The following is an 11,902-nucleotide window of genomic DNA, read 5'->3' as shown; positions in this document are numbered from 1 at the left end:
TTGAATACTTTTTCTCGGCCATGGGCGAGTTTGAGCTGATCCGCAATTTCTTCGCCGCCGCGCCTTGTGCGCAGGGCGGCGAAGGCGTTGCTTTGGGGATCGGCGACGACTGCGCCTTGCTGGCGGTTCCCGCCGGGGAACAGCTGGCGGTTTCCACCGATACGCTGGTGGCCGGTGTGCATTTCGCCGACCCCTGCGATCCGTTTCTGCTCGGTCAGCGCTCGCTGGCCGTCGCGGTCAGCGATCTGGCCGCCATGGGCGCCGCGCCCGTTGCCTTTACCCTTGCCCTGACTTTACCGACGGTAACCGCCGATTGGCTGCAAGCCTATGCCCGGGGTTTGAACCGCATGGCGCAAGGCTGCGGCGTAGCCCTGGTCGGCGGCGACACCACGCGCGGGCCGTTGAGCCTGACCGTCACCGTGTTCGGCCGCGTACCGGCTGGTCAGGCCCTGACCCGCAGCGGCGCGCAGGCCGGCGATCTGCTCTGCGTCGGCGGCGAACTGGGCAACGCTGCCGGCGCCTTGCCGCTGGTGCTGGGCCAGCGTGATGCCGCGCCCGAGGTCGGCCAGCCGCTGCTCGATCATTACTGGGCGCCGCAACCACAACTGGCGCTCGGTCAGGCCCTGCGCGGCAAGGCCACGGCGGCGCTGGACATCTCCGACGGCCTGCTCGCCGATTGCGGGCATATCGCGCTGGCATCGAAGGTACGACTTGAGATTGAACGCGAGCGCGTACCGTTGTCGGATGCTTTAGTCGCGTTTCTCGGGCAGCGCGGTGCCGAGCGCGCGGCATTGAGCGGAGGCGATGACTACGTGCTGGCCTTCACCTTGCCGTCCGCCGAGTTGCCGGCACTGCAGGGCGACGGCTGGCCGATCCATGTGATCGGGCGTGTGGCGTCGGGCGACGGCGTGGTTCTGCTGGATCGCGATGGGCGCGACATCACCCCGCAAATTCGCGGCTACCAACATTTTCAGGAGACACCGTGACAGATCACCCGAAACAGGTCCCTGCCGAATTCGTGCCTCCTTCGGTCTGGCGCAATCCGTGGCATTTCCTCGCATTCGGCTTCGGTTCCGGCACCTTGCCCAAGGCGCCTGGCACGTGGGGCTCGCTGGTGGCGCTGCCGTTTATTCCGTTATGGCAGATGCTGCCCGACTGGGGTTACTGGCTGATGCTCGGCATCACCATGCTGTTCGGCTTCTGGCTGTGCGGCAAAGTGGCCGACGATTTGCGCGTGCACGACCACGAAGGCATCGTCTGGGACGAAATGGTCGGCATGTGGATAACCTTGTGGCTGGTGCCGGAAGGCTGGTACTGGTTGCTCGCCGGTTTTCTGGTGTTCCGCTTCTTCGATGTTCTCAAACCGTGGCCGATCCGCTGGATCGATAAACATGTGCACGGCGGCGTCGGCATCATGCTCGACGATGTGCTGGCCGGCGTGTTTGCGTGGGCGGCGATGCAAGGGCTGGTATGGATATTTGCCTGATTCGACTCACGTGAGGAAACAAGCAATGCTGCGACGCGGGTTGGCGCTGCTGGTTCTGGCTCTGCTGGGCACGTTCGCCCATGCGCACGCCGCCGCGCCTGTGCCTGCGGTTATCCATCTGGCCAGCGAAGAATGGGAAGACTACACCGCCGCTGATGGTCATGGTCTGGCCTGGGACGTTCTGCGCAAAGTGTTCGAACCGGCCGGGGTGATGCTGGACATTCGCACCGTGCCGTACACCCGTTCGATCGGGCTGGTGCAGTTGAAGGAAGTCGACGCGCTGGTCGGCTCCTACCGCGACGAAGCCACGCAGGTGCTGTACCCGCAGTGGAAATTCGATTCCGATCACGTCTACGCGCTGGGCCTGGCGAGCAGCCCGCTGCCGACCCAGGCGACTTTGGGCAAATACCGCCTGGCCTGGGTGCGCGGCTATCGCTACGAAAATTATCTGCCGAACATCAAGCGCTTCAACCAAATTGAACGGCGCACCGGCATTCTGCTGATGCTCAAGCAGGGGCGGGCCGATTACTACATCGACGCACTGACCGAGGTTCAGGCGGTTGTGCGCGATGCCGCGGATCCGACGCAGTACCGTTATTCGCATCTGGCTGAATTGCCGCTGTTTCTCGGTTTCGCCGATACCGCGCAGGCCCGGACGTTGATGGCGCTGTATGACCGGCGCATGGCGGAACTGGTCAAGAGCGGAGAGCTGAAACCGATCTTCGAGAAGTGGCAGCAGCCGTATCCGTTCAACCCGAACTGAAGCCCAACGCAAATCCCTGTAGGAGCTGACGAGTGCAACGAGGCTGCGATCTTTTGATCTTGATCTACAAGCACCAGATCAAAAGATCGCAGCCTCGTTGCACTCGACAGCTCCTACAGAGGGCAGGGGGTCAGCGGCATTGTCATCAAACATTTTGATCGTTATGCCCGATAATTCAGCCTAAGCGTCTACAGGAACCTGCTGTTACAATGCCGGCCTGCGAATTTTCAGTTCTAGATCAGGAGCACATCGGTGCCTGTCGTCTTCGTCGCCGCTTCCAAGCTGCCAACGCCTTTTGCGCAATTCACCATGCACGGCTTTCTTGATGAGAGCACCGGGCGTGAGCACGTCGTGCTGAGCCTCGGTGAAATTGCCGATGGCGCCCCGGTACTTGGCCGCCTGCACTCCGAATGCCTGACCGGCGATGCCTTGTTCAGCCAGCGCTGCGACTGCGGCTCGCAACTGGAAGCCGCGTTGCAGGCGATCGCCCGCGAAGGCCGTGGCGTGCTGCTGTATCTGCGTCAGGAAGGCCGCGGCATCGGGCTGCTGAACAAGATTCGCGCCTACGAGTTGCAGGACGGCGGCGCCGACACCGTGGAAGCCAACGAGCGTCTGGGCTTTGCCGCCGATCAGCGCGACTACGCCATGTGCCTGCCGATGCTCGAGCATTTGGGCGTGAAATCCCTGCGTTTGATGACCAACAACCCGCGCAAGGTCAAAGCGCTGACCGACATGGGCATCGTCGTCGCCGAACGCGTGCCGCTGCACACCGGCCACAATCCGCACAACAAACTCTACCTGGCGACCAAGGCCAGCAAGCTCGACCACATGATGGGCAACGAGCATCAGGGCGAGGCCGACCGCGCGTGACCCGCGGCCAGGTGCGGCGGCGGTTGTCGGTGGCCTGGTGGCAATACCTGGCGTTGGCCCTGTTGCCGCTGTTCGTGCTCAATGCGCTGTTTGGCGAAGGCCAAGGCTTGTTGCCGGTGCTGGCGATGCCTTTGTTCATCGCTGGCGTGGCCTCGATGTTTGTCAGCCTGAAGTACTTTGCTCGCTACAAACACGCGCTGATCGCCACGCAAAAAGCCCTCGATACCGCCGAAGAACCCGCCGCCTGGATTGCGCTTGCGGCGCGTCGGCGTGCGGCATTGCTGGTGGCGTCTTTGCCGGCGTGGACTGGCGCGCTGGCGGTGTTCGTCGGCCTCGAAGCCGTGCCGTTAATGCTGCTGGCGCTGTCCACCGCGGTGCTGTTCTACCTCTACCGTATTCCGCGTCAACTCGGTTGATGCATCGCCTGTGGCTGGCGGTTCTGCTGCTCACCCTGAGCAGCCCGGCGCTGGCCGCATTGCGGGTGGTCAGCCTCGCGCCGTCGCTGTCTGAAATCGTCGTTGAACTGGATTCCGCCGACCTGCTGGTCGGCGTGCTGGATGCGGGCGAGCGGCCGGCGGCGATTGCCGATCTTCCGTCCGTGGGCCGCTATGGCCAGCTCGACATGGAGCGCCTGCTCAGTCTCCAGCCGGACTTGTTGCTGCTCTGGCCCGGCAGTGTCGGCGCGGGACAACGTGATCAGCTCAAACGTCTGAACATCCCCACCTTCGTCGCCGAACCGCACACACTGGCGCAACTGGCAATACAGATTGAGGCCATTGCCGGACAGCTCGGGCGTCCTGAACGTGGGATGAAACGGGCGGCCGAATTGCGCAAGCAGCTGAATGATCTGCGCCAGCGTTATCGCCGTGACGAACCGTTACGGGTGTTCTATCAGGTCTGGGACAAGCCGCTGTACACCGTCGGTGGCGGGCAGATCATCAGCGATGCGCTTGAAGTGTGCGGCGCGCGCAATGTGTTCGCCGATCTGAATCTGCCGGCGCCGCAGGTGAGCATCGAAGCGGTGTTGCAGCGTGATCCCGAGGTGATTGTCGCCGGTGATCAGGCCCAGCTAGGGGCGTGGAAGGCCTGGCCGCAGGTGGCGGCGGTCAGGCAGGGGCGGTTGTTGCTGGTCAGTGATAAAGGTCTGGAAAGACCCAGTGGTCAGATGATCAGTGCGACCACCAAGCTCTGCCAATTGATCGCGCCGGACATGTAGGAGCTGCCGAAGGCTGCGATCTTTTGACTTTGTTTTTGGCGGTGTCGGAGCCGCCGAAGATCAAGATCAAAAGATCGCAGCCTTCGGCAGCTCCTACATTGGATCTCAGCGAATTTCCGGGGTCCAGGTCACCCCGAACATCCACGCTCGACCTTCCTCGCGATAGCCATATTGCCCACCGTCATAGCTGTAGTTCGCCCGGCTGTAGCCCTTGTCCAGCAGGTTATCAACCTTCAGATCCAGCTTGATCTCACGGTTCAGCGCCCAACTGCTGCGCAATCCGAGTGTGCCGTAGCCGCCCAGCGCCTGGGTGTTGTTCAAGTCGTCGTAACTGCCGCTGACCAATTGCCAACTGGCGCCGAGCCCTAAACGATCGAACTGCCGATCCACATCCCAACTGGCCGTGCGCCGCGCCCGTCGCGCCAGTGTGTGCCCGGTATCGCGATCACGCGGATCAATGATCGCCAGGCCAAGACTGCTCTGCCAGCCAAACAGATCCTGTTTCAGCGCCGCTTCAAAGCCATTGATCCGCGCCGACGCAACGTTCTGCGGGCGTGAGTTGCTGCCGAAGATGATCGCGTCTTCCAGGTCGGTGCGGTAAATCGAGGCTTCCAGACGCGCGCTGTCGCTCAATTGGCTGCGCCATTGCAGTTCGTAGCTTTTCGAGGTTTCCGGCTTCAGGTCGGGATTGCTGAAATCCGGGTAGTACAGGTCGTTGAAAGTCGGCGCGCGGAAACCTTCGCTGTAGCTCAGCAGCACGTCGTTGTCCGGATTCAGCGGCAGAGTGAAGGTGCCGCTCCAGGTGTTCTGGCGGCCGAACTGCTGGTTGTCGTCGTGGCGCAGGCCGATCTCGGTGGAGAAACTGTCCGCCTGATAACGATGCTGGATGAACGCGGCGCGGTTCCAGCGGCTGTCTTCATCGAACGCAGTGCTGCTGTTGACCCGGTCTTCGTACCAGTCGCCGCCGAGGATCAGGCTGTTGCGTGTGTCGAGCGTCAGGTCGTTCTGCCAGTTCACCGAGTCGCGATAGGTGTTGAATACCGTGCGCTCGTCACTGAGCTTGTCGAAAGTCCTCTCGCGGTTTTCGCTGTGGCCGAATTCAACGCGGGTTTTCCAGGTTTCGTTAACCCGCGCATCGACATAACTGCTGACGCTGCTGACATTGAAGTCGCTGTAGGGCTGCTGTTGCACCGACTCGAAGGTGTTCATATCGAAGCGGCCGAACGGGTTGTCGAATTCGCTCCTGCCCCGGTTATCCAAGAGATTGGCGCCGACTTCGATGTCTTCGCTCAGCGCGTGGCTGAGGCTCAGGCTCAGGGATTTGTTGCGGTAGGCGTCATGGTCGCTGTCGCTTGGATACGAATCGTGGGTACGGTCGATCCCGGCAGTTCCGTCGAGGCTGGCGCCGAGGTTGAAGCGGGTCTTCTCGTCGCCGCCGGACAAGCCGAGGCTGCGTTCCCATGTCTGCTGACTGCCGAAGCCCAGATGCAGGCGTGGCTGCATGCCTTGCTCGGTGCCGCGTCGGGTGAAGATCTGGATCACCCCGCCTATTGCATCGCTACCGTAAATCACCGAGCGCGAACCGCGCAGCACCTCGACGCGCTCGATTTGCTCGATGTTCAGGTGCTGCAGATTGCTGTCGCCGGATGTCGAGTTGCCGATGCGCTGGCCATCGACCAGCACCAGGCTCTGCGCCGATTGCGTGCCGCGAATGTAGATCCCCGGCAGGCTGCCGCGCCCGCCAGTCTGCGCCACTTGCACGCCGGGCACGCGCCGCAGCAGATCGGGCACGTCGTTCGGTTGCAGGCGATCGATGTCTTCGCGGGTGAATACGGTGTTGGCGGCGCTGCTGTCGTTGCGCGCCTCGACCTGACGATTGGCGCTGATCAGTGTGTCCGGCAGCTTCAGCGCTTGGTCGCGTTCGAATGTGTCGGCGACAGCACTGGCGCTGGGCAGCAGGAGGAAGGGCAGGGCGAGGCGCGAGAGGTTCATGGCAATCTATGGTCTTTGCAAAACCATGTAGGAGCTGCCGAAGGCTGCGATCTTTTGATTTTGCTTTTTAAAGGTTCCGGAGCTGCCGAAGAGCAAGATCAAAAGATCGCAGCCTTCGGCAGCTCCTACACGGGATTGCGTCAGCTGTTGAGCAAATCCAGGCGCTGGCGAATCGCCGCTTCGATCCCGGCCTCATCCAGCCCGCACTCGGCGAGCATCTGCGCCGGTTTTGCGTGCTCGACATAGATATCCGGCAAGCCCAGATGCAGCATCGACTTGAGAATGTTCTCGCGGGCGAGAAACTCGCTGACCGCGCCGCCGGCGCCGCCCATGATCGCGTTCTCTTCGATGGTCACGATCAATTCGTGGCTAGCGGCGATCTCGCGCACAAGATCTTCATCCAGCGGTTTGACGAAACGCATGTCGACCACGGTGGCGTCGAGCTTCTCGGCGACTTTCAGCGCTTCGCTCAGTTGCACGCCGAAGACCAGCATGGCGACCTTGCTGCCCTGACGACGGACGATGCCCTTGCCGATTTCGATCGCTTCGAGACCTTTTTCGATGACTGCATTCGGCCCGCTGCCGCGTGGGTAACGCACTGCTGCCGGGCCGTTGTAGAGGTGGCCGGTGGTGAGCATCTTGCGCAGTTCGTTTTCATCGCTCGGGGTCATGATGAGCATGCCCGGGATGCAGCGCAGGTACGACAGGTCAAAGCTGCCGGCGTGGGTCGGGCCGTCTTCGCCGACCAGACCGGCGCGGTCGATGGCGAACAGCACGTCGAGGTTCTGCACCGCGACGTCGTGCACCAACTGGTCGTAACCGCGTTGCAGGAACGTCGAGTAGATCGCCACCACCGGTTTCGCGCCTTCGCACGCCATGCCGGCGGCGAACGTCACCGCGTGTTGCTCGGCAATCGCCACGTCGAAATAACGCTCGGGGAAACGCTCGCTGAACGCCACCAGATCCGAGCCTTCCTTCATCGCCGGGGTGATCCCGACCAGACGCGCGTCGGCCGCAGCCATGTCGCACAGCCACTCACCGAACACCGCCGAATACTTCGGCCCGCTGGCTTGCTTCGGCGCAGCGGCCGGAGCGTCCAGTGGTTCGAGTTTGGTGATGGCGTGGTAACCGATCGGGTCGACTTCCGCCGGGGCGAAGCCTTTGCCTTTCTTGGTGACGATGTGCAGGAACTGCGGGCCTTTGAGATCGCGCATGTTGCGCAGGGTCGCGATCAGGGTCGGCAAGTCGTGGCCGTCGATCGGGCCGATGTAGTTCCAGCCCAGCTCTTCGAACAGGGTGCCGGGGACCAGCATGCCTTTGGCGTATTCTTCGGTGCGACGGGCGATTTCCCAGGCGCCGGGCAGGCGCGAAAGGACTTTCTTGCTGCCCTCGCGCATGCTCGCGTAGGTGCGGCTGGAAAGGATCTTCGCCAGATAATTCGACAGCCCGCCGACGTTGCGCGAGATCGACATGTCGTTGTCGTTGAGGATCACCAGCATGTTGGCGTTGACTTCCGGCGCATGGTTAAGCGCCTCGAAAGCCATGCCGGCGGTCAGCGCGCCGTCGCCGATCACGGCAATGGCCTTGCGATCGCTGTCCTGCAGGCGGGCGGCAATGGCCATGCCCAGCGCGGCGCTGATCGAGGTGCTGGAGTGGCCGACGCCAAAGGTGTCGTACTCGCTCTCGGAGCGACGCGGAAACGCGGCGATGCCGTCCTTCTGACGCAGGCTGGCCATGCGCTCGCGGCGACCGGTGAGGATCTTGTGCGGATACGCCTGATGCCCGACGTCCCACAGCAGACGGTCGTCCGGGGTGTCGAAGACGTAATGCAGCGCGATGGTCAGCTCGATCACGCCCAGGCCGGCACCGAAATGCCCACCGGTCTGGCCGACCGTGTAGAGCAATTCCAGGCGCAACTCATCGGCCAGGGTTTCCAGCTCGGCTTCGCCTAACCGGCGCAGGCCGTCCGGCGTGTTCGCGCGGTCGAGCAGGGGCGTGGTCGGGCGCTTGCGGGGAATCTCATGAAACGTCGTGGGCATCAGGCGAATCGTTATAGGTATAAAAGATGCGGCAGTTTACCTGATGCATCGCCCCCTGCCCACGCGTTGGTCTTTTTTGGCCGATACGCCGTCAGTTGCGCCGCTCGACGATATACCGGGCCAGCTCGCGCAACGGCCCGGCGGCCGCGTCAAACGGTCGCAGTGCCTGCAGGGCCTGGTCGCGCAGTTCCAGAGCGTAGGCCTTGGCGGCGTCGAGGCCGAGCAGCGCCGGGTAGGTTGGTTTGTCGCGGGCAATGTCGGCGCCCTGACGTTTGCCGAGGGTGGCGGTATCGCTTTCCACGTCGAGGATGTCGTCCTGCACCTGAAATGCCAGGCCGATGGCCTGTGCATAAGTCTGCAAGGCCTGTAGCTGCTCGGGTTGGGCGCGGCCGCTGGCCAGAGCGCCGAGCTTGACGCTGACTTCAATCAACGCGCCGGTCTTGTGCCGGTGCATCTGTTCGAGGGCTTTTTGATCGAGCTTGAGGCCGACCGAACCGAGATCGATGGCCTGACCACCGACCATGCCCGCCGGGCCGGCGGCATGGGCCAGCGCAGTGACCATCTGCAGACGGATTTCGCTGCTGCAATCGCTCAGGCGCGGGTCGAGCAGGGCGCTGAAGGCCAGGCTCTGCAAGCCGTCACCGGCGAGAATCGCGCAGGCTTCGTCGAATTTCTTGTGGGTCGTCGGCTGGCCGCGACGCAGATCGTCATCGTCCATCGCCGGCAAATCGTCATGCACCAGCGAGTAGGCGTGGATCAGCTCGACCGCACACGCCGCGCCGCTGGCCTGTCCGGCCTGGCCACCGAGGGCCTCGCACGCGGCGTAAGCCAACAACGGACGCACGCGTTTGCCGCCGTTCATCACGCTGTAGTGCATCGCTTCGTAGAGCCGCGCCAGTTCCGGCAACGGCGCGTTGAACAGAGTCTCCAGCGCCGCGTTGACCCGGGCCTGACTGCTCGCTGAATACGCTGCGATCATTCTGGCTCATCCGCGTCGAAGGGTTCCTCGGCGAGCTCGCCATCGCGCTCCAGCAGCACCTGCACTTTCTGCTCGGCCTGGGCCAGCGCCGCCTGGCAGTCACGGGTCAGGCCGATGCCCTGCTCGAAAGCGGTCAGCGAGTCTTCCAGCGACAATTCACCGTTCTCCAGACGCTCGACCAGTGTTTGCAGGTCGGCGAGGGACTGTTCGAAATCCAGTGCAGCTTTTTTGCGGGCCATGGCGGCAATTTCCGGTAGACGTTAAACCGGCGCGACACTAGCAGATAGGGGGGGTATGGGCAAATGAGCGGGCCATCGCCAACTCTCTCCATTATGGTCGGCGAGTCATTGCGGATAGTTGATTTTGTAACGCGTACTGCGTCCGCCGCCCGGCAAGCGTCGCAGGCAACCTTTCTCCAGTAACTCGGCAAGATGTCGGGTCGCGGTGGCTTTGGACACTTTCGCAACAGCTTGATAGTGCCCGGCACTCAGGCCCTGTTCGAAACCGCGCTCACCGCCGTCGAGCAAGCGATTGAGCACCTTGATCTGCTCCGCTGAAAGGTCGGATTCACGATGCGCCTGCCAGAAGCGGGTTTTGCCCAATACCGAGTCGATCCGGGCGATGGCTTGCTGCAGGCTGCGCAGCAACGTCTGCAAAAACCAGGTCAGCCATTCCGTGATATCGAGCGTGGCCTTTTGGCTGGATTCCAGAATCCGGTAATAACCAGTTCGATCCTCGAGAATGCTCGCGGACATGGCGTAAAAGCGGATCGCCTGCGCTTCGCCCTGAGCCAGTGCCAGATCGGTGATGGTGCGAGTCAGACGACCGTTGCCGTCATCGAAAGGATGCAGAGTGACAAACCAGAAATGCGCAATGCCTGCGCGCAACAGCGGATCCAGCGAAACCTGGTCGCGGCTGGCTTCGAACCAGTTCAAGAATCGCTCGATTTGCTGTTCCAGCCCTTGGCGCGGTGGCGCTTCGAAGTGAACCGTTGGCCGGTCGAGTCGCCCGGATACCACCTGCATCGGTTCTTTGCCACGCAGTGTGCCGACGAGCATCGATCGGGCACTGAAAGTCGCTTCTTCGGCCGGAAACAGCCATGTGTGCCATTCCAGCAAGCGTGCCAGGGTCAACGGCTCGTCGAAACCGTGGGTGGCGTCGAGCATCAACTGCGCTAACCCTTCGCTACGCTGGCTGACGCTCTCGCGATCAATCCATTCCAGGCCCAGCCGTCGCGCCAGAGAGGAGCGCACGGAACCGACGTTCAGTTGCTCACCTTCGATGGCGGAAGAGGTCACGATGTTCTGAAGCAACGCATCGAGCTCACTCTGCGCGCTCATCGATTCGCCGACCGAACCAGCCATGCCAAGGAGTTGGCCCTGTGTCTGCACGCACTCGCGCAGCAGCGGTGCGAGGCGCTCGGCTTGCCAGTTGAAGTCAGGCCAATCGGGTTGTTGCCAGATCCAGTGCGCGCTCATCGATCATCTTTCCTGCATGCGTGAGCCGAATAACAGCGCTATTCGGCTCATTTGGTGAGCCGAATATGCCGGCTATTCGGCTCACCGTCTACCCGGCGGCGCAATTCCTGCAGCAATCACACATGTATCCGATTGTTAAAGAACTGCCGAATCGCTAATCTTCGCGGCTTCTACGGCCCGACAGTTGTGGGTCATTCAGACGAAACGCAGTTCACCGCTGTGAAGTACCGAGGATCGGGTGCAAGGTTTCGTTCAAGGCATGGCAGGAGGCGTCACATGCGTTCATTTCTATTGCTGTTGATTGGCCTCGCCTGCGCGCCTGCGCTGTGGGCCGCGCCGACTGCGCAATTGTCCGAGCCGGTCGGCGGCTGGCGTTATCACGGCTTGCTTGATCGCTCGGAAAATCCGCAGGTCGCCTACCCGACACCGCCGATCGATCGCGGCATCCAGCGCAATCGCACGATGATCCAGGGCCAGCTCAAGGCCCTCGGGCACATGCGCCCGCCGCACAGCCTCGCCGTCAACGGCAATCCATTGAATTTGTACACCGACGATCAGGGGCGTTTCGCCCGGCCTTACGCATTCGGTGCGGGTTCCAATAGCGTCGAAGTGATCAGCGCCGAAGGCCAGTCGCTCAAGCGCGTGCAATTTTATGAAGCAAATAATCTGCGCACGCCGGCGAAGATTCGTCTTGTCTTGGGATGGGACGACCCGAAATCCGAGCTGGATCTGCATATTGTCACCCCCGACGGTCAGCATGCGTTCTGGGCGCGGCCAGCACTGAGCAATGGCGGCGGCCTCGACCCGGATGGCGTCGACGGCCCCGGCCCGGAAATGTTCACCATGACCGCGCCGCTGCACGGCACCTATCTGGTCTACGTCAACTATTGGGGCAACTACGGCGATGGTGGCTATAACTTCGAGGAGACCAGCAACCAGAACGAGGTGATCACCTCGCAGATCACCCTGGTGCTCAACGAAAACACCGTCGACGAAAAACGCGAAACCTTCATCGTGCCCCTGCGGGCGATCGGTGATCTGTTGCTGGTCAAGACTTTCAACTATTAAGCATCCCGCCA

At 62.2% G+C, this 11,902-nt stretch carries 12 protein-coding genes; 7 read left to right on the top strand and 5 right to left on the bottom strand.

Annotation, left to right across the window (positions count from 1 at the left end; all coding sequences use genetic code 11):
* The first annotated feature begins 20 nt into the window (after nt 1–20).
* The 6 genes from thiL to AC0Z4S_RS18935 all read left to right on the top strand — a co-directional run bounded on the left by thiL (nt 21) and on the right by AC0Z4S_RS18935 (nt 4,335).
* Nucleotides 21–986 carry a thiamine-phosphate kinase gene (thiL, locus tag AC0Z4S_RS18960; RefSeq protein ID WP_485624158.1) on the top strand — a complete coding sequence of 322 codons (966 nt, stop codon included), beginning with the start codon at nt 21–23 and terminating at the stop codon, nt 984–986.
* Nucleotides 983–1,486: a phosphatidylglycerophosphatase A family protein gene (locus AC0Z4S_RS18955; protein ID WP_253496222.1), complete on the top strand. Its 504-nt coding sequence runs from the start codon at nt 983–985 to the stop codon at nt 1,484–1,486. The genes thiL and AC0Z4S_RS18955 overlap by 4 nt, the downstream gene beginning before the upstream one ends.
* Before the next feature lie 25 nt (nt 1,487–1,511).
* Nucleotides 1,512–2,249 carry a substrate-binding periplasmic protein gene (locus tag AC0Z4S_RS18950; protein ID WP_485624157.1) on the top strand — a complete coding sequence of 246 codons (738 nt, stop codon included), beginning with the start codon at nt 1,512–1,514 and terminating at the stop codon, nt 2,247–2,249.
* Between the two features lie 252 nt (nt 2,250–2,501).
* Nucleotides 2,502–3,119: a GTP cyclohydrolase II gene (gene ribA / locus AC0Z4S_RS18945; RefSeq protein ID WP_041477692.1), complete on the top strand. Its 618-nt coding sequence runs from the start codon at nt 2,502–2,504 to the stop codon at nt 3,117–3,119.
* Complete coding sequence (locus tag AC0Z4S_RS18940; protein WP_485624156.1) at nt 3,116–3,535, top strand: MFS transporter; 420 nt, start codon at nt 3,116–3,118, stop codon at nt 3,533–3,535. Before ribA ends, AC0Z4S_RS18940 begins: the two co-directional genes overlap by 4 nt.
* Nucleotides 3,535–4,335: a cobalamin-binding protein gene (locus AC0Z4S_RS18935; protein WP_485624155.1), complete on the top strand. Its 801-nt coding sequence runs from the start codon at nt 3,535–3,537 to the stop codon at nt 4,333–4,335. The genes AC0Z4S_RS18940 and AC0Z4S_RS18935 overlap by 1 nt, the downstream gene beginning before the upstream one ends.
* A 105-nt stretch (nt 4,336–4,440) precedes the next feature.
* Here AC0Z4S_RS18935 and AC0Z4S_RS18930 read toward each other — a convergent pair whose 3' ends face one another.
* From AC0Z4S_RS18930 to AC0Z4S_RS18910, 5 genes are all read right to left on the bottom strand, one after another.
* Nucleotides 4,441–6,327, bottom strand: a complete 1,887-nt coding sequence (locus AC0Z4S_RS18930; RefSeq protein ID WP_485624154.1) for a TonB-dependent receptor domain-containing protein — start codon at nt 6,325–6,327, stop codon at nt 4,441–4,443.
* A 140-nt stretch (nt 6,328–6,467) separates the two neighbouring features.
* Complete coding sequence (gene dxs / locus AC0Z4S_RS18925; RefSeq protein ID WP_485624153.1) at nt 6,468–8,366, bottom strand: 1-deoxy-D-xylulose-5-phosphate synthase; 1,899 nt, start codon at nt 8,364–8,366, stop codon at nt 6,468–6,470.
* A gap of 91 nt (nt 8,367–8,457) precedes the next feature.
* A complete protein-coding gene (gene ispA / locus AC0Z4S_RS18920) occupies nt 8,458–9,345 on the bottom strand; it encodes a (2E,6E)-farnesyl diphosphate synthase (protein WP_485624152.1) in 888 nt (295 codons plus the stop codon).
* The gene (locus AC0Z4S_RS18915) at nt 9,342–9,584 is read right to left on the bottom strand and encodes an exodeoxyribonuclease VII small subunit (RefSeq protein ID WP_016772991.1); all 243 of its coding nucleotides are present in this window, start codon (nt 9,582–9,584) and stop codon (nt 9,342–9,344) included. The genes ispA and AC0Z4S_RS18915 overlap by 4 nt, the downstream gene beginning before the upstream one ends.
* 105 nt (nt 9,585–9,689) lie before the next feature.
* Nucleotides 9,690–10,823, bottom strand: a complete 1,134-nt coding sequence (locus AC0Z4S_RS18910; RefSeq protein WP_485624150.1) for a Fic family protein — start codon at nt 10,821–10,823, stop codon at nt 9,690–9,692.
* A 276-nt stretch (nt 10,824–11,099) separates the two neighbouring features.
* Here AC0Z4S_RS18910 and AC0Z4S_RS18905 point away from each other — a divergent pair, with 276 nt between their 5' ends.
* Nucleotides 11,100–11,891, top strand: a complete 792-nt coding sequence (locus AC0Z4S_RS18905) for a YfaP family protein (protein WP_485624149.1) — start codon at nt 11,100–11,102, stop codon at nt 11,889–11,891.
* Nucleotides 11,892–11,902: the final 11 nt, after the last annotated feature.

The sequence above is a fragment of the Pseudomonas sp. 1L-B-1-E-C1 genome (genome assembly GCF_057291835.1).
Note: the sequence above shows the minus strand (reverse complement) of the source record. Positions and strands in the feature narration are given on the sequence as shown.